This is a genomic window from Psychroflexus lacisalsi (genome assembly GCF_020164495.1).
Classification (GTDB): domain Bacteria; phylum Bacteroidota; class Bacteroidia; order Flavobacteriales; family Flavobacteriaceae; genus Psychroflexus; species Psychroflexus lacisalsi.
Window position 1 is genome coordinate 65,375 of record NZ_JAIQYZ010000007.1, and the last position, 18,508, is coordinate 83,882.

Genomic DNA, 18,508 nt, shown 5'->3' on the forward strand with positions numbered 1-18,508 from the left:
ACGTTCTTCTGTTGGGATAGCAATAAATAAGTGGCAATTGGTATTGGCCTTATTCATTTAGATGCTAAACTAACTCTGGGTTTGTACTCCAGATAACAACAAAAAATTGAACTGTTAATAATTTCAATTTGTGAAGGAAATTCTCGATTAACGTTTTGAGAATTGGAATTTCTTTCTTGCTTTTTTCTGACCGAATTTTTTACGCTCAACCATTCTAGGATCTCTAGTAAGTAATCCTTCTGGTTTTAAAGTAGCTCTATTTTCTGGGTCTAGCTCGCACATTGCTCTGGATAAGGCAAGTCTGATAGCTTCTGCTTGTCCGGTGATACCTCCACCAAAGACATTTACATTGATATCAAATTTATCCTCATTCCCTGTCAATGTAAGGGCTTGATTTATTTTGTAAAGTAAAGGTCCTGTTGTAAAATACTCGTTAGCTTTTTTCTTGTTAACTGTAATTTCACCTTTACCCTCAGAAAGATAAACTCTAGCTACGGCTGTTTTTCTACGGCCAATTTTGTGAATTGTCTCCATTTACACTAGTTCGTTTATATTAATTTCTTTTGGTTTTTGAGCACTTAAACTGTGCTCTGCGCCTGTAAAGACTCGAAGATTTCTAAACAATGCTGAACCTAATTTGTTTTTAGGTAGCATTCCCTTTACAGATTTTTCAACAAGACGCTCTGGGCTCTTGTCAAATACTTCTTGAGCTGTTAGACTTCTTTGTCCACCTGGATATCCTGTATATCGGATATAATTTTTTGAGTCCCACTTCTTACCTGTCAAGTTGACTTTTTCAGCGTTAACAACAATTACGTTGTCTCCACAGTCTACATGAGGGCTAAAACTAGGTTTGTACTTACCTCTCAAAAATTTGGCAACAATAGAAGATACACGTCCAAGAGATTGTCCGGCGGCATCTACAACAACCCATTGCTTATCAGCAGTTGCTTTGTTGGTAGAAACCGTTTTGTAACTTAATGTATCCACACTTAAATTTTTAAATAATTAAACATTCCTTTTTACTTTCAAGGTCTTGAAAATAAGGATGCAAATTTACGATTATAAATTTATATAGCAAGGTATGGTCAAGAATATTTTGTTAAGTGTATTTATCTTCAAGTATTTAGAGAGTACATTAGCTCAAAAAAGTAGACTTATGAATTTATTAAAGTATGTTTCCACCCTTTTAGTAAGCCTTATTCTTTTGGGATGTAGCAACGACGATAACACTCCACAAGCATTATCCCAAAGTGATATTCAAGGAAATTGGTTTTTGGTTGAACTGAATGCAAATGAACCTACAGACCTAAATAACGATGGAATTTCAAATACAAATCTAAGGCTTGAAACCGATTGCTTTTCAACCATGGCAATTAATTTTGAAAATGACACCTATTCATTTACTTATCCAAAACTTGATTTTATAGGAGAAAATAACGATGAGTTAAGCTGCACAGACACTATTAACACTGGCAGTTACAGCTTAGAAAGTGGCACTTTGACAGCCACTACCACCATCGATAATTCTACAACAACAGAAAGTGTTTCTGTTCAGCTTGATAACGACCTTTTAAAATTTACTATTACTAGAGCTCAGGTGAACGAATATCTTGATCTTGGAAGTAGTAATAATGAAAATGCAGATCTAGAAACTTTGGAATTTATATTTGAAAAATAGACATGACAAATGAGGTTTTGGTCAAACTTTTGATAAGATATTTATCATAAAAACTATAACAAAATGATAGGATACTATATATTAATTGGAGCCATACTACTTGTGAGCTGGTATGTGAGTAATACACTGAAGAAAAAATTCAAAAAATATTCTAAAATTCAACTTCAGAATGGAATGAGTGGTGCAGAAATCGCCAGGAAAATGCTGGAACATCATCATATTCACGATGTAAAGGTGATTTCCACACCAGGGCAGTTAACTGACCATTATCACCCCACTAAAAAGACAGTGAACTTAAGTGAAAGTGTTTACAATCAAAGGAACGCAGCTGCTGCAGCTGTTGCTGCTCACGAAGTAGGTCATGCGGTACAACATGCAAAAGCCTATTCATGGTTAGAAATGAGAAGCCAACTTGTCCCACTTGTCAGTGTTGCTTCCCAATGGAGCCAATGGGTCATTTTTGGTGGCCTTATTTTGATGACAATGGTAAGCGTAGGTGTTGGGCAAACTGTACTTCTAGCTGGTATCATTATGTTTGGACTCGGTACTCTTTTTAGTTTCATCACGTTACCAGTAGAATACGATGCTAGTAACCGAGCTTTAGCCTGGATGAAAGATCATAACATCGTCAACCAGGAAGAATATAAAATGTCTGAAGATTCTTTGAAGTGGGCCGCAAGGACTTATGTGGTTGCTGCCATTGGTTCTCTTGCAACTTTGCTTTATTTTCTTAGTATTTATATGGGTAGAGATTAAAAACTATTCGACGGTATAAAAGGCGTTTTAGAGATTTCTAAAACGCCTTTTATTTTAAAGCTTTCGGCTATCATTTTAAATTGAGTAAAGTGATTTTATTCGCAACAAACTAAGTGCAATTGATATTTGATTGACAATCTGGATCATCACAATCGATTAAACCATCCTCGTCGTTGTCAATTCCGTCGATGCAACGTTCTATAAGACAATCTTGAAAATCTTCACAGTTTATGTCTTCGCAGTCTACAAAACCGTCTCCATCGTTATCTATTCCATCCTCACAGTTACTTTCAACACAAGCCCTGTTTGAAGAGCAACTTGCATCCTCACAATCCACAAAACCGTTACCGTCATTATCAATTCCATCATCGCATATCTCTTCTTCAATATCATTTGTCTCATTTTCGGAGTCCGAACATGAACCAAAGCAGAGTAGGAAAAATGGTATTATGACTATTAAGAATTTTCGCATACTCTAAATATAGTATAAAATCAAAAAGAATAATTGTTTCCCTAGACTTTATTATTCGTTAAACGAGACCTCACTCAATTATTATTTCAGCATGATTTAGAAAAAAGTCTATTTTAGGTATTTCGTTTCAATGTATACAAATCATTACGTATATCTTTCAAATTCTTCACACTTCCGAAGTTATGAAGTTCTCGTAGAGCCAACAAGTCTACATCCGCTATCAGAATCATTTCGGTATTCGGTGTAGTTTGAGCTTTAATCCCGTCACTTGGAAACGCAAAATCTGAAGGCGTAAACACTGCAGATTGTGCGTATTGAATATCCATATTATGAACCTTTGGCAAATTACCCACGCTTCCTGCAATAGCAACATAACATTCATTTTCTACCGCTCTGGCCTGTGCGCAAAGTTTCACTCTGGAAAAGCCATTTTGAGTATCGGTGAGAAAAGGAACAAACAGAATATCCATCCCCTCTTTAGCCAAAATTCTAGACAATTCTGGAAATTCTACATCGTAACAAATCAGAATACCAATTTTACCACAATCGGTATCAAAGACTTTAAACTCATTCCCTTGCTGCATCCCCCAAACACTGGCTTCATCGGGGGTCACATGTATTTTTTCATAACGTTCTATACTTCCGTCACGCTTACATAAATAACCAACATTATAGAGTTTATTGTTAATCACTTCCGGCATACTACCAGAGATAATATTAATGTTGTATGCGATGGAAAGCTCCGCCATTTTATTTTTGACAGGCTCTGTATATTTAGCCAGTTCTCGTATCGCATCAGGCTCGCTTAAGTGGTTATACTTAGACATCAGCGGAGCATTGAAAAATTCTGGGAATAATGCAAAATCCGATCGGTAACCTGAGAGAGATTCTACGAAATATTCCACCTGATGCAACAATTCTTCCAGACTACGATAAGGCCTCATTTGCCATTGTACCAAACCAAGACGAACTTCACTTTTTTGATTGGATGGGACTTTAGTTTTCTTTTCATAATAGATATTATCCCATTGCATCAAGACTGCATATTCCCTGGAATCTTTATCGCCATCGAGATAATTTGACAAGATTCGTACAGGTCTAAAATCATTGGATAACTGAAAGTTCAAAACCGGATCATCAATCTCCTTGGTCCTTACATTTTGAATGTATTGCTTGGGAGTCAATCGACTTGAAACCTTATGATAATTTGGGATTCTACCGCCAAAAACAATTCCCTTTAGATTCAATTGTTCGGTTAATTCCTTACGATAATCGTAAAGTCTTCTCCCTAACTTCAGGCCTCTGTATTCTTTTCGGATAATCACATCGATACCATACAACATATCACCGTCTCCTGTGTGGTTTTTGAACTTTACATCCCCAGCAATATCATCATAGGTGTGGTTATCGGATAATTTATCGTAATCCACAATAATGGAAAATGCACAACCAGCAATATCTCCATTTACTAAAATCACCACCTGACCTTCAGGAAAAATATCAATCAATCTTTTCAACTCGTCTTTTTGCCAATAAGCATCGGGAACGTCACCATAAATTTCCACAAATACTTCCTTAAGGACTTCAAAATCCTTTAGAGATAAGTACTTCAGTTCAATTTGTTCGATTTTTGGAGAATTTTCAGTCGACATGTGGTCTTTAATTTAGTTATGGATTCGAAATCTAGTAAGTATCAAATTCAGAATGGAAAAGTGAAGTTATTTTTCTTCTGAATTTGTACAAAGTTAGCTATAAAGCTTTAAGAAAATAAGCTTTAAGTATCATCTTCACTTTAGGACGGCATCCAAAGTGAAGATGATTTCTGAAGATTATACAATTAGGGCTCAAAATTAGATAAACCAAAATGAGGTTTACATTTCCAGCAAATACGCGAAAATCAAGGGAGCAACAATGGTGGCGTCGCTTTCAATAATGAATTTTGGTGTGTTAATGTCTAGTTTTCCCCAGGTGATTTTTTCGTTTGGTACTGCTCCGGAGTAAGATCCATAACTGGTCGTCGAATCTGAAATCTGACAGAAATAGTTCCAAAATGGCGTGTCGGTGCGTTCCATATCCTGATATAACATCGGTACTACACAGATTGGAAAATCGCCTGCAATGCCACCTCCAATCTGGAAAAAGCCAATCCCCTCTTTTGAGTTTTCTGTATACCAATCGGCTAGAAACGTCATATACTCTATTCCAGATTTTACCGTAGAAGCTTTCAATTCACCCTTCATCACGTAGCTCGCAAAAATATTCCCCATCGTACTGTCTTCCCATCCTGGAACTACAATTGGAAGGTTTTTCTCTGCGGCGGCATACATCCAAGAGTCTTTTAAATCAATCTCGTAGTATTCTTCCAGAACGCCTGAAAGCAATAATTTATACATGTATTCATGCGGGAAATAGCGTTCACCTTTGGCTTCGGCATCTTTCCAGATTTTGACAATATGTTTTTGCAAACGTCTGAAGGCTTCTTCCTCTGGAATACAGGTATCTGTAACCCGATTCAGGCCTTTATCTAGTAAATCTCTTTCATCCTGAGGTGTCAAATCACGGTATTCTGGAACGCGTTTGTAATGAGAATGTGCGACCAGATTCATCACGTCTTCTTCCAGATTGGCACCAGTACAGGACACGATATGAACCTTATCCTGACGGATAATCTCAGAAAATATTTTACCCAATTCGGCTGTACTCATCGCACCTGCCAAGGAAACTAACATTTTGGAACCACCATCCAGTTGCTTTTCATAAGCCTTGGCAGCATCAACTAGACTTGCTGCATTAAAGTGTAAGTAATATTTTTCTATAAAGTCCGAAATGGGTTTACTCATTGTATTTATTTTTTAAAATTATAATTAAAGTGGAGGGCTGAGGGTCAAATAAAAAAACTTAGAAAAGACTATCTAAAAACATCAAACCAAAACTAATTTGTTTTATCCTTTTTTTAATACTAAATCTAACAAGTTCAAGTCTATTCCTCCTCTTCTTCGCTTCCATTTTCATATTTAAACTTGTAGCTCAGCATTTTATAATACAGTTTAGCGGCAAGAAAATCTGAAGATTTATCCACTTCATTAGGGCAAAGTTCTACAATATCAAAACCGACTACATTTTTCTTTTTGAAAATTTCTTTCAGGAATTCTAGAGTCTCATACCAAAATAAGCCGCCTGGTTCTGGGGTTCCAGTAGATGGCAAAATGGAGGGATCGAAAGCATCCAGATCAATGGTGATAAAGACATTTGGAGTCATTTGTCCTACCGCATCATCTGCCCAGTCTTCATAAAGATCGTGGGCAAAATAAACTCGATTTTCGTCCATATACTCTAACTCAGATTCGTCCATGGAGCGGATTCCTACCTGAATCAAGTTTCCTTTTTTACTGGCTTCATGAACGGCACAAGCATGATTACAAGCACTTCCCTCGTAAGAAGGTCTTAAATCGGCGTGCGCATCAATTTGGACAACGGTTAACTCTGGATAGTGCTCATGAAAAGCACGGATGGTTCCTATAGAAACTGAGTGTTCACCTCCAAAAATAGTGACAAACTTTTCCTGCTTTAAGTAGTTTTTGGTGGTTTTATGAACGGCTTCTACCATTTTTTCTGGCGAGCTTTTTTCAGACACAGGAGGAGCCAGGTAAATGCCTTTTTTATAAACTTCTGTACGGGTTTCGATGTCAAACAATTCCATGTTTTCTGAAGCTTCCAAAAAAGCCTGAGGCCCTTTATCTGCTCCTTTTTGCCAAGAACTTGTTCCATCATAGGGAACTGGAATTAAAACAACTTTCGCTTCGTCGATACGTGCGTACTTGTCTGGAATTCCTGCATAATTTTTGTTAAATGCCATGATAACCTAAAATTTTGAGTAAATCTTCACTTTTTTGTTGTTCACTAAATAATTCTGTCGACAGACTTCCATCATCGTTTTTTTGTATTAGAATATGTTTTGGAGCTGGGATTAAACAATGCTGCAATCCTCCAAAACCTCCAATGCTTTCTTGATAAGCACCGGTATTGAAAAACCCAATATAAAGCGGGTCATTCTTTTCGTACTTCGGGAGGTAAATCGCATTCATATGCTGTTCAGAATTGTAATAATCATCACTATCGCAAGTCAATCCTCCAAGAAGTACTCGCTCATACCTATCCTGCCATCTGTTAATAGCTAACATAATAAAACGTTTACTTATGGCCCAAGAATCTGGTAAAGTCGTGATAAATGAAGAGTTAATCATATTCCATTTCTCACGGTCATTTTGTTGCTTCTGGTACAAAACTTCATAAATCGCTCCACCACTTTCGCCTACAGTAAAACTCCCAAATTCAGTAAAAATATGAGGCACAGGAACATCTTCTTCCTCACAAGTCAGTTTAATTTGATTGATAACCTCATCGATGATGTATTCATAATCATACTCAAATGCCAGAGAATTCTTTATCGGAAAACCACCACCAATATTGAGGCTATCCAGACTAGGACATACTTTTTTCAAGCGAGTATAGACTCTCAAACATTTCTGAAGCTCATTCCAATAGTAGGCATTATCTCTAATACCTGTATTGATAAAAAAGTGGAGCATCTTTAACTCAACCTGATCGTTGTTTTTGATCTGATCTTCGTAAAACGGAACAATATTTTTATAGCCAATACCTAACCTGGAAGTATAAAATTCAAACTTAGGTTCTTCCTCGGAAGCAATTCTAATTCCGATTTTAAAGTCTTTATCTATTTCTTTAGTGAGCAGAGCGATTTCCTCGTAATTGTCAATTATAGGAATGCAATTGTGATGACCACCATTAATAAGATTTGCAATATTAGAAACGTATTGGTCTCTTTTGAAACCATTACAAATCACATAAGTATCCTTAGTGATTTTACCTTTCTCTTTTAAGCTGTTAACGATATCAATATCAAAAGCAGAAGAAGTTTCGATGTGGATATTATTCTTTAACGCTTCATCCAAAACGTGCTTAAAATGAGAACTCTTGGTGCAATAGCAATAATTGTAAGTTCCCTTATACTCGTGCTTTTCTATGGCATCTTGAAACCATTTTTTAGCACGGCCAATATTTTCAGAAATTTTTGGAAGATAAGTGAATTTTAAAGGAGCTCCATATTTCTCAACTAGACCCATAAGGTCTATATCATGAAATTTAAGTTCGTCACCTTTAAGAGTAAATTCATCTTGGGGGAAATCATAGGTTTGGCTTATTAAGTCAATGTACTTTGTATTCATTTATGAATTAATTATTATCCTTAAAGTTAAGTAAAAAAATGTTTTAATTGGGAAGATCAACACCAAATTGAATTACATGTTGTTGCAGTAAGAGAATTATAATATTGAAGAAACTTCATATCAGAAGCTAAATTTGATTTTAAAAACATTTACAAAAGAAAATCATTTTCATAAATAGAAAAAGCTTACAAATGTTAAAATTTCAGTTACTTTATGGTATAAATCTACTGGTTACTGGACTGGTTTATCTTTCTTCCATTGCCCTTCAAAACTTACGTTGCCATCAATATCATAAAGTATTCCACTACCATTCCTCAATCCTTCTTTAAATTCTCCAACGTATTTCTCTCCAGTAGGATAGCTAAAAGTACCTTCGCCTGTTCGTTCACCCCTCACAAAATCTCCTTCGTATTTAGCTCCATCCGCCCATTGGAAATTACCTTTTCCATGCGGTTTGTTTTCTTTCCATTCACCTCTATAAATAGATCCGTTTGTCCACACACCTACTCCACTGCCTGTAGCTATATTATTTTCAGTTTCGCCAACATAGTGGATCAATATATCCTTATCAGATCTAAAACTTATAACCTTTAAAGTCTCTTTGCGGTTTAACTCTTTTGACTTGATGTTCAATTCACTTTCAAGACTATCATTAACACTCTTAATTTGATTTAATGACAGCTTGAATGCTCGCTGAAGAGAATCCGAACGACTTGAAATAGAATCTTTTAAATCAATGGTATTACTGAGCTCAGTTCGTAGATTTATTTTAGTGAGTTCATCATCATTTTCAGATTGTAAAATATTCTGGACTCGTTTTATTCTTTGATCTACCTTTTTTCTTAAATCGCTATCTGATAGTTCTAGGTTTTTATATTGTTTTAATGCATTCCCAGGTTGATTGTCCATCATCCACACCTCATCTGCTGAAATAATATCTTTTAGGATAGTAAGATCAGACTCTAATTCGGAATAAGCTGAAGCAGGTATAGTTTCACTGTTTTGATAAGTGTTAAGTTTAGAGTCTAGCGAGAATACAATCACAACCAAAGCCAAAATGGCAATCAATGAGACAATGAACAATACTTTATACCGATTTTTATTTTTTTTGTCTTTAGAACTCATGCTTTAATTTTGTTAATCGTAAAATCTAGTTTCAGGTATTTTATCATCGAATTTTCTCAAATCCAAGTTGATATACACATTGAATTTGAATATCCAACGTTCTCGATAAATCCCTCCATCTATTCCAGATTGACCAGTGGTATACATCATATTCGCCGAGTAACTTACCCGTGGCGAGGCAATGTATCCAATACCAGGATAAAACCTTAAGTCCTCAATAGGATTGTCTACGATACTTTTTCCACTTTGCATAATCAACTCAACATCTGGATTAAAATAGAAAGCCCCTGGCTGTAGTTTAGGTTTGTTCAGCGGAATCTTCATCATAAATTTATAACGCCATCTGTTGCCAAAAACATATTCCGAACCTTTTTGGAAACTTTTTTTCCAACGGTGTTCAATTCTTATACGGTGATAAATCCTAAAACGTTCGTAGGGCATTATCCATTGATACTCATGCCATATCCTGGGCTCCAATCTTATTTTTTCGAAAGCATCTCCGCTTTGATCACCAAAATCTACTCGCAAAACACCACCCAATGTAAATTTGAAGCTTTTATTGGGGATATATTGAATACCATGCCTGTTATAAACCTGAGCTACATCGCCAATAAAATTTCTGCTATCATTTTCACGCATTCGATAATGTAACTCTCCGTGCCAAAACCACTTCTCACTTAGCCTAAAAGTACCGTAACTATTGATCCACGTAAGTGTTTCAGGTGCATTCAAAATAGACTGGTCTGGAAAGCTTGTATTGTCTTCTTGTGAAAAAACAAAACTTGCAATAAAAACAAAGAATAAACTGAATTTAATTGATCCGTTGAACTTCATATACATCAATATTTCAACTTCAATTCCAGAACAGACAAAATAACTTCAGGGTCTTTCTCTCTTCTTAATTCTTTTTCCTCAGCCCTAGTATCACGTTTGCTAAGTTCCAGCATTTTTTGATAAACGCTACTGATATCCTCCATAGCCAATTCTAAATTTTCACAGTTGAAATCATTGCTTAGTCTTTCAAACAAGTAAGGTCTTAAGCTTTCAATAAAGGCTGTGTAAATATTTTCCTTTATCCTTTCAGACATATCAACCATCATATATGCATTGAAAGTTGTGTTTGTGTAAGCTTCGTCCAGCCTTTCGTTTTTAGATTCTAAATTTTCAAGGAAAGTGTAGAAATCCAGAAGGTTGTTGTAACAACGAAGTAAATCCTTAATCTGATTTTTCTTTTGGTCAACCTTCAAACTACCGTAGGAATTGAAGGTGCTTTCGGTGAGTTTCAAAACTAATTCTGAATATCTTTGATGATACGTATTTAGATCATTTTCTTCTGAATCTAAATTGAATAAGCTTTCAATTTTACCTTTCTTTTCTACAAGACGTTTTTCATCATTGGAAAGCGATTTTTCAATTTCCATCTCCTTAAATATCTTTTGAACTTCCAAATCTATGGCCTTAACATCCGTCTTGATATTTTGGATTAAGGAACTAGCCTTATCCAGATTGAAATTTTCTCGTTCAGGAGCTTCAGGAAATTCATGAGGCTTCGTCACCAATTCTGATTGAAACTCATAGGTAACTTCAACTGGAAAGAGAAGTTTAGGCCAAATCTTACCATAAATTTCTTCTCGATGAACATACTCAAAAGCATCTGAAGTAATCACCTCTACCATTCTCTTTAACTGGCTTAATTCATTTTTGTAAACATTAAAAATCAATTCAGCTTCATTAAATTTTTCGTGTACTGGCTTACCAATTTTGACTTTCGGATTATTTTCGAATTTTTTCAGAATAGATTGAATCTCCTGAAAGTCATCAGCTATATTTTTGACTAATTTTTGTTCGTTTGATGAAAATTCAAATTTCCTCACCTTAAACTTTCCAAGGCCTAGAGGACTACTCCCTCTTAAGGTGTTCCAAATATCGAATTCAGAATTAAATGAAAACGCCAAGACGCTGTTTTTTATAAAATCATTGGTCTTTTGATGGCGGTTATTGATTAAAAGTTTCACCTCCGAAGAAATGGTTTGTTCAACTTCTAAATCTATAAGGTTGAGTATGTCAAAATATCCGTTTTGCAAGGTATAATCTTCCCACTGCTCATCATCATCCACGTCCGTAGTATCAAATCCTGAATAGGAAATATCAAAGGTCTTACCATCGATTATAATTTGATAGGCTTTTAAAATTCCTGCTTCATAAGTCCTGTTTTCTTGAACAGGTTGGTTTTCAGTCTGATGTTTGATCACCCAATCCCCATGAAAATATCCATCTGCGTTGAAGTAGCCCTGAACAGTAATAAGATTTGAGCTTGATTTTAAAGATCCTATTAATCGATTATTTTTGAACGTAGATTCGATAAAGAATAGCGTGTCTTTAACTTCGGAGTTTACATAATCTTGCTTGACCACTTTCCAACTACCAACTGCTATACCTTCCTGAAATTCACCAGAAATCCTGTTTTCGGTTCCTGTAGCCAAATTCCCTACTCTAAAACCTGAAACAAATTTCTGATTTTCCTCTTTCATTTTTTTATCAGAAAAGGACCAGTCACCAGATTTTTGATCGGATGAAAATTCACCGTCATACGTGAAGGCTTGATAATCGAAACTTTTCAACTTTGAAGAGGATACAGACTCAAAAGAAAATTTTCCGTCAAATATGTTCTCACCATTAGATGAATCATATTCGTAGTTGACAATCCCAGAAATACTGTCATTGATTATTAATGAATCTCTTTTAACTTCTTTTTGCTGAGCAAGCGCCACATATGAAGAAATTAAAATTAGAACCAGAGTTACTCTACTTAAGATTAAGTTGATGTTCAATAAAAAGTATCTGTTCAATTTATCCATAAATACATTTAAACCATTCCTAAATTGATAACCTCCTGCTTGGTGAGAATGCGGTAATGACCTCTGGGAACATTTTTCTTATCTAGGTTGGCATAGACCACTCGATCGAGTTTTTCAATTTCATAACCTAACTTTTTAAAGATACGCTGGACAATATGAGCTCTTTGGCTTCTCAACTCAAGTCCAATAATGTTTTTTGGTCGGTTATCTACGTAGGCCGCTTCTTCGATTTTTACTTTAGACCCTTCTATAAAGGGACCATCTTTTATGACTTCAAGATCGGATTCTTTGAGAGGTTTGGTCAATTCTACCTGATAGATTTGCCTAATACCATTTTTATGCCCGGATAATTTCTTAGCCAATGTCCCGTCATTTGTAAACAAGATCAATCCCATTGAACTAGTGTCAAGTTTTCCAACTGGAGCAAGTTTAGATTTAGACGCATTTTGAACTAAATCCAAAGCGGTCAATTTTCCTTTTTCGTAACTTCCTGTAACATAAAATCCTTTGGGCTTATTAAGCAAAACATAGGTTTTAGGTTCAGGATTAATCAATCTTCCGTCAAACTTCACCTCATCCTCGAGCTTGACCTGGTGTCCCATCTCGGTAACAACTTTACCATTGACAGTAACATTTCCCGACTTTATATAGATGTCTGCATCTCTTCTGGAACAAACGCCAGAATTTGATACATATTTATTAAGACGCATTCCTGCGTTTGGGTTTTTAATCTGTTTATCTACCTTAGACTGAGCAACTTCTTTTTTGCTGAATTTGCTTTTTGATCCCTTTTTGCTAGGGTCTTTATGTTTATTTGGGTCTTTCATTTTCAAAATTTGCGCAAAGATACTGTTTTTAAAGCAGTTGACGATTTAGAAAAGCCAAGCTTTATTTAATTAAATAGCCAAAGTAAAGCTGAAAAACTGCGTTATTTAAATTACTGGATTCAAAATTAAATCCGTCGTTGATATTATTCAAACCAAGGCTGTATCTGGCTCCAACTAAAAAGCCCCAATCTGTTTTATAACTTATACCAGCAGAAATCGACATATCCAGCTTTTCAAAATCGTCGTCTACATTTATTTTATTAGAGTTTTCTGCTTGTTTGCTTTCATAGGTGGCATTAACAAGGTATCCAAACTGGGGTCCCAATTCAAAAGCCAAACCTTTATTGATGTAATATTTTCCCAGAATTGGTAAGTTAAAATAGTTAAGGTTTACACTGTCTTCAAAATAGGATCCTTGTTCATTTCCTCTATTTGTGCTTCCTTGTCTGGAATATAATAACTCCAGTTGTAAAGCATATTTTTCAGTTAAACTATATTCTGAAATTAATCCAGCAGTAAAAGTCGATCGTAAGGATTTAAGATTCTCGGCGCCTTTAAACTCAGATATAGATAGACCAAACTTGGCACCATATTCTAATGTAGAATTCTGCTCTTGCGCAATTGTACCTGGAGAAAGAAAAGTGAGAAAGATGATGACTAATGCAGTGGTATACTTCATATTTTTTAGAAAAAAAACAAATGTAAATATTCAGAACAACTTTTAATTTCAAAAAGATGAGTTTTTAGCTAGGGTTATCATGAACTGAGTTGTTTTGTAAGCGTAAAATAAAATTTTACGGTTTTACCGCACTATGATTACGGTTGAACCGTAAATCAAAACCAAAGAAGGCTTGTACATTTGAATAAGTCAAATACCTTTAGTTATGAAAGCAATTGAATTATTACAAAAAATGGAAGTCGAAATCTTAAAACCAATCATGCTTGAAGCTGGTTTTAATAATGACGGCGAAATTTGGTGGAAATCTTCAGATGAGTTTTCTTTAGTACTCACACTTCAAAAATACTGGTGGTCAACAGATGATAAAATTGATTTCAGGATCAATTTAGGCATGATGATACCACCAATAAAATCTTCATCCAGAAAACGTCCAGAGATCACAGAGCTGGCGGTTTGCGTTTCACAAGATTGCTATCTTCCCGAGGAACTTCAGTTTCATAGATTTAAAAATAGCATCGGCTACTCATTGACCAATGAAGACAATGCAGATGAATTTCTAAAGCTAATCACACGAGACTTCGAAGAATACATCATACCACAATTACTCAAGCAGAAGACTTTGCAGGATTGTGTAGAATTTTACAAAGATGTGCCCTTTTGGAATCAAAGACTGGACCGATTTATCCAAGAACATAGATTCAAACTAATGAACAATATAGCGAGCTAAAAAAGTTATTGTTAAGAATCGTACTTTTGGAATAATATTGGATAAGTAATATTCAACAAAAAAATCCAAAAAAAATGCAATCAACTTTACGCCGCTTCGGAAAATTCAGCCTTGCGCTTGTTTTCTTCATTTCAATTTATTCCTGTACTGACACAAAAAATTCTGCTTACAAGGCTGAATCTTCTGGTAATTTGAATCAACTAAACGTTGTGATCACCAACGACGACTGGCAGGATTCTATAGGTGAACACATTCGGCAAATTTTTGCTGAAGATGTCCAGGGCTTACCTCAACAAGAGCCAAAGTATGCATTGAACCAAATCCCACCAAAAGCTTTTAATGGTTTTGCAAGAAAAAACAGAACGTTCCTGAAGATTGAAACTTCTGAAAAAACTGGCCATCAAGTTTTGATTGATTCTTTTGCCAAGCCTCAAACCGGCATAGCTATTACTGGCCCCAATCCTTCCTCAATCATCACAGAATTGAATACTCATAAAGATAAATTTCTGGAACTTTTCAGTAATACTGAATTAAAAGAAAAAAGGAGAAGGATGAGAAAAGCTCCCAATGAAGTTGATGTTCTAAAAAAATCATTGGGAATCACGATGCTTTTTCCTTCCGCATATCGCTACGCGAAACAGGAAGATAAGTTTTTCTGGATGCGTAAAGACATAAAAAATGGAAGTATGGAATTACTTACTTATGAAGTTCCTACTTCTACTATTGAAAAAAACAACGATATTATAGCCAATGTTATAAAAATGAGAGATTCAGTTGGTGAAAAGTATATTCCCGGTCCTACTGAAGACACTCACATGATTACCGAGGAAGCTTATGCTCCATATCTGTTTGAAACTGAAATTGATGGAAAGTTTGCTTATGAGATCAAAGGAACCTGGGAAGTAAAAGGGTTTTTTATGGCAGGTCCTTTTATGACTTATGCTGTAAGAGATGAAAAAAATGATCGCTATATCATTTTAGAAGGTTTTGTGTTCAAACCTTCTTCTTCCAAAAGATTACAAATGTTTGAAATTGAAGCTATACTAAAATCTGCTCGGTTTATAAACTAGACGTTTAACAGTAAAAAAGACCTCCACTTGGAGGTCTTTTTTTGGTTTATAAACTTTATGATTAAAACTTAAGTGTCACTCCCGCTAAGAAGTTAATACCTGCTTGTGGATAAAATCCAGCGCCTTCAATTGTTTGAACTTGGCCTGCGTCATTTTGTGAATCAAAAAAGAAGAAATAGCCATTGGACTCATACTTTACATCAAACACATTATTCACAAGTCCTGTAAACACAACCGATTTGAATAAAGGTACATCTTTCCACTCGTAAACAATATTGATATCGTTGGTGAAAAAACTATCCAGCAAAGACACTTCACTATCGATATTGCCCATATACTGTTCACCTACATATTTTGATATCAAATTTATCTGAAACTCTTCGCTAGGGTGATAAATCAGTTGATTGGCTGCTATAATTTCTGGAGAAAAAGAAATATTAGTTTCCCCAAGGTCTCTAATTTGTCCATCGAGATTTGCTCTAAAATCGATATTTTTATTTCGGCTTAAAGTCAAATTAGGTCGAGCAGAAAATAAGCGATTGATTTTGATATCAGCATCGATTTCCAAACCTAATCTATAACTTTCTCCACTAGTTTCTCTGATTGGCGCACCCACATCATCTATGGCTCCTGTTAAGACCATCTGGTCTTTGTAATACATATAATAAGCGTTTGTATTAATGCTGGAATTACCTAGATCGACCCTCCAACCCAATTCAAAGTCATCCAGAACTTCTGGATTGGTAATGCCATTTTCAAAGTCGCGTCGACGTGGCTCTCTTCTGGCTTTCCCATATGATGCGTATAATTGTTGATAGGCATTCAATTCAAAAGTTGCACCAGCTTTTGGGTTAAAGAAATTGAAGTTTTCATCGACTAATAAGTTTTCTTTATCTGAAGTCAAACCTATAGTTTCGTAATTTACAAACCGTCCCTGCAAATCTCCAAAGAGGCTCAGCCTATCATCCAACTTTAAAGTAGCTTTACTAAACGCTGTAAATTCTTGTTTTGTACCCGTACCGAAATAATAGTTATCTCTTATTTTAGAATCCCCAGCAAATCGCGACCAAATGACTTCTCCAAAGTGATCATTAGTATAATAGCTGTAAAACAAACCAGAGGTAAACTCGAGTTGACTATCCGTATACGTTGAAGTTCCGCTGATGACGTAATAATCATTATCCAGCCAACGTCTTCGTATCAAGTCTGATTCTTCAATGGTTTCGTTACCAACTGTGACCGGCCCAATTTCATGAAAAGCCAAATCACCATTTTCTTCATATTGTTCAAAATAACCACGACCGTAGGTGTAGTTCAAACTCAAATTTGTCGTCCAGTTCTGATCCAATCTCTGATTCAAGTGTAATTGATAGTGATCTTGTTTATAATTATCTACTTCGTTATCATAAAACTGAGTTTGCCCATTTTCATCGGTATATTGTCCGGAAGGGTTGAATGTTCTATCGGTTTCCAGAGTTTCTCGATCAATACCATTCCAAGCTTGGTAAGTCACATTGTTTCCTCCAAAAGTCAGCGCTTTTATAAAGGTGTTTCCCTCCTTAAAGGTTCCTTGCAAAAAGTAAGATTTAAGATCAGAAGAAGCTCTATCGATGTAACCGTCAGACTTGATTTGTGACAATCGACCCGAGAATGTGAATTTATCTTCCAAAAGTCCTGTTCCAAATTCTACAGTATGGCGTCTCGTGTTGAAAGAACCAAATGAGTTGCTCAACTCCGCACTTGGCTCATCACTTTTGGCTTCTGTCAAGATATTCAAACTCGCTCCAAAAGCTCCTGATCCGTTGGTCGATGTTCCCACACCTCTTTGCAATTGAATGTTTTCTGTAGAAGAAGCAAAATCTGGAAGATTCACCCAAAAGGAGCCCTGGCTTTCCTGATCATTGAAGGGAATACCGTTTAGGGTCACATTCACTCTGGAAGCATCACTACCTCTCACTCTTATAGACGTATAACCCACACCATTTCCAGCATCGGTTGTGGACACGACGGAAGGAAGTACATTTAGTAAAATAGGAATGTCCTGACCTAGATTACGCTCTTCAATTTCTTTTTTACTGAAGTTGGAGTGCGTGATTGGAGAGTCCGCATTAACCCGAAATGCCTGGACCAAAACTTCATCCAGAGCTTCTTCAGCCTTAGACATATCAACATCAAGCCTTTGATTGGAATCTACATTCACCTTAAATTCTCTCCTGTTTCCGAAGTTAAAAATAAGCGTGTAAGTTCCTGGTGAAACTTTCAACTGATAGTCTCCATTCTCATCGGTGACTGTTCCGTAATTGGTAGATTTGGCATACACACTTACTCCCGGAAGTGCTTTACCGTTGTCTGTTACTTTTCCTTCTATCGTGTAATCTTGTGAGAAGGATTGCCATCCAAAGAAGATAGCACATAATAGAAATAATTTGATTTTCATTCGTAAAATGATTTACGAATAAAAGGGGCAATTATTCAATGTTAAACATAAAAAAACCTGAAGACCGCTCTGGTATCAGGAGTATAAAGCAATGCATGACAAACATGTCATTTCCCTTGGCAACATTACTTGCCCAGGTTCATTGGGTATGATCTCAGTCTTGCTTTCACAAAACACCCCTTAGAGATTTGTTGTAAATTTATGTAATTGAATTTAATTTCAGTCATTATAAATGCACTAATTATTGATAAAAATATATAGATTATAAACTTGAGTTTTAAGTCTCAAAGTTTAAAGGAGTTGGATTAAACTTTGATTTTGAGGTTTAATACTGGTTTTTCTTTATTTTTGATAAACTAGCTTATTAAGTTAAAATTCAAACCAAAAATCAACAGACCATGCAAAACAATGAACGTATAGAAAAATTTAGACAAATTGTAAGCAATAAATACTTAATCTATAACAGCTTGTTTTTAAATCTTCCAAACGAAAATACTACCTATACAGGTGTTTTTATTCCACTTCTTCATAAGTTGAGCAAGGAAGGTTATAAAAAGACGCAGAGCCTAAAGCAGTAATTGAAGACTTTCTAGCTAACCATACTGAGTTAACTTCCGACAAAGAAAAGTT

Annotated in this window: 18 protein-coding genes; 5 read left to right on the forward strand and 13 right to left on the reverse strand. The window is 35.6% G+C overall.

Annotation, left to right across the window (positions count from 1 at the left end; translation table 11 throughout):
- Window positions 1–147: 147 nt before the first annotated feature.
- Complete coding sequence (rpsI, locus tag LB449_RS13360; protein WP_003440105.1) at window positions 148–534, reverse strand: 30S ribosomal protein S9; 387 nt, start codon at window positions 532–534, stop codon at window positions 148–150.
- Window positions 535–990 (reverse strand): 50S ribosomal protein L13, encoded by a 456-nt coding sequence (rplM, locus tag LB449_RS13365; RefSeq protein ID WP_003440104.1) that lies wholly within the window; start codon window positions 988–990, stop codon window positions 535–537.
- Between the two features lie 169 nt (window positions 991–1,159).
- Between rplM and LB449_RS13370 the strand changes: the two genes are divergently transcribed.
- A complete protein-coding gene (locus LB449_RS13370) occupies window positions 1,160–1,681 on the forward strand; it encodes a lipocalin family protein (protein ID WP_224455625.1) in 522 nt (173 codons plus the stop codon).
- Between the two features lie 63 nt (window positions 1,682–1,744).
- The gene (locus LB449_RS13375; protein ID WP_224455626.1) at window positions 1,745–2,437 is read left to right on the forward strand and encodes a zinc metallopeptidase; all 693 of its coding nucleotides are present in this window, start codon (window positions 1,745–1,747) and stop codon (window positions 2,435–2,437) included.
- 109 nt (window positions 2,438–2,546) lie between these two features.
- Here the strand turns inward: LB449_RS13375 and LB449_RS13380 are convergent, their stop codons facing one another.
- From LB449_RS13380 to LB449_RS13425, 10 genes are all read right to left on the reverse strand, one after another.
- Window positions 2,547–2,909, reverse strand: a complete 363-nt coding sequence (locus tag LB449_RS13380; protein ID WP_224455627.1) for a S8/S53 family peptidase — start codon at window positions 2,907–2,909, stop codon at window positions 2,547–2,549.
- A gap of 113 nt (window positions 2,910–3,022) precedes the next feature.
- The gene (locus LB449_RS13385) at window positions 3,023–4,561 is read right to left on the reverse strand and encodes a carbon-nitrogen hydrolase family protein (RefSeq protein WP_224455628.1); all 1,539 of its coding nucleotides are present in this window, start codon (window positions 4,559–4,561) and stop codon (window positions 3,023–3,025) included.
- 219 nt (window positions 4,562–4,780) lie between these two features.
- The gene (locus LB449_RS13390; protein ID WP_224455629.1) at window positions 4,781–5,749 is read right to left on the reverse strand and encodes a deoxyhypusine synthase family protein; all 969 of its coding nucleotides are present in this window, start codon (window positions 5,747–5,749) and stop codon (window positions 4,781–4,783) included.
- Window positions 5,750–5,889: 140 nt separating this feature from the next.
- The gene (speB, locus tag LB449_RS13395; RefSeq protein ID WP_224455630.1) at window positions 5,890–6,765 is read right to left on the reverse strand and encodes an agmatinase; all 876 of its coding nucleotides are present in this window, start codon (window positions 6,763–6,765) and stop codon (window positions 5,890–5,892) included.
- Window positions 6,755–8,155 (reverse strand): arginine decarboxylase, encoded by a 1,401-nt coding sequence (locus LB449_RS13400; RefSeq protein ID WP_224455631.1) that lies wholly within the window; start codon window positions 8,153–8,155, stop codon window positions 6,755–6,757. The genes speB and LB449_RS13400 overlap by 11 nt, the downstream gene beginning before the upstream one ends.
- Before the next feature lie 231 nt (window positions 8,156–8,386).
- Entirely contained in the window at window positions 8,387–9,280 is an 894-nt protein-coding gene (locus LB449_RS13405; RefSeq protein WP_224455632.1) for an MORN repeat-containing protein, read from the reverse strand.
- 12 nt (window positions 9,281–9,292) lie between these two features.
- Window positions 9,293–10,114 carry a DUF2490 domain-containing protein gene (locus LB449_RS13410; protein WP_224455633.1) on the reverse strand — a complete coding sequence of 274 codons (822 nt, stop codon included), beginning with the start codon at window positions 10,112–10,114 and terminating at the stop codon, window positions 9,293–9,295.
- A 5-nt stretch (window positions 10,115–10,119) separates the two neighbouring features.
- On the reverse strand, window positions 10,120–12,138 hold the full coding sequence (locus LB449_RS13415; RefSeq protein ID WP_224455634.1) for a hypothetical protein: 2,019 nt from the start codon (window positions 12,136–12,138) through the stop codon (window positions 10,120–10,122).
- 8 nt (window positions 12,139–12,146) lie between these two features.
- A complete protein-coding gene (locus LB449_RS13420) occupies window positions 12,147–12,965 on the reverse strand; it encodes a pseudouridine synthase (RefSeq protein ID WP_224455635.1) in 819 nt (272 codons plus the stop codon).
- Between the two features lie 61 nt (window positions 12,966–13,026).
- The gene (locus tag LB449_RS13425; RefSeq protein WP_224455636.1) at window positions 13,027–13,644 is read right to left on the reverse strand and encodes a porin family protein; all 618 of its coding nucleotides are present in this window, start codon (window positions 13,642–13,644) and stop codon (window positions 13,027–13,029) included.
- A 205-nt stretch (window positions 13,645–13,849) separates the two neighbouring features.
- On the opposite strand from LB449_RS13425, the gene LB449_RS13430 reads away from it, so the two are divergent.
- Window positions 13,850–14,371, forward strand: a complete 522-nt coding sequence (locus LB449_RS13430) for a DUF4304 domain-containing protein (RefSeq protein WP_224455637.1) — start codon at window positions 13,850–13,852, stop codon at window positions 14,369–14,371.
- Between the two features lie 74 nt (window positions 14,372–14,445).
- On the forward strand, window positions 14,446–15,441 hold the full coding sequence (locus tag LB449_RS13435) for a DUF4837 family protein (RefSeq protein WP_224455638.1): 996 nt from the start codon (window positions 14,446–14,448) through the stop codon (window positions 15,439–15,441).
- A gap of 61 nt (window positions 15,442–15,502) precedes the next feature.
- Here LB449_RS13435 and LB449_RS13440 read toward each other — a convergent pair whose 3' ends face one another.
- Window positions 15,503–17,878 carry a TonB-dependent receptor gene (locus tag LB449_RS13440; protein ID WP_224455639.1) on the reverse strand — a complete coding sequence of 792 codons (2,376 nt, stop codon included), beginning with the start codon at window positions 17,876–17,878 and terminating at the stop codon, window positions 15,503–15,505.
- 398 nt (window positions 17,879–18,276) lie between these two features.
- Here LB449_RS13440 and LB449_RS14060 point away from each other — a divergent pair, with 398 nt between their 5' ends.
- Window positions 18,277–18,456 (forward strand): hypothetical protein, encoded by a 180-nt coding sequence (locus tag LB449_RS14060; RefSeq protein ID WP_317196227.1) that lies wholly within the window; start codon window positions 18,277–18,279, stop codon window positions 18,454–18,456.
- Window positions 18,457–18,508: the final 52 nt, after the last annotated feature.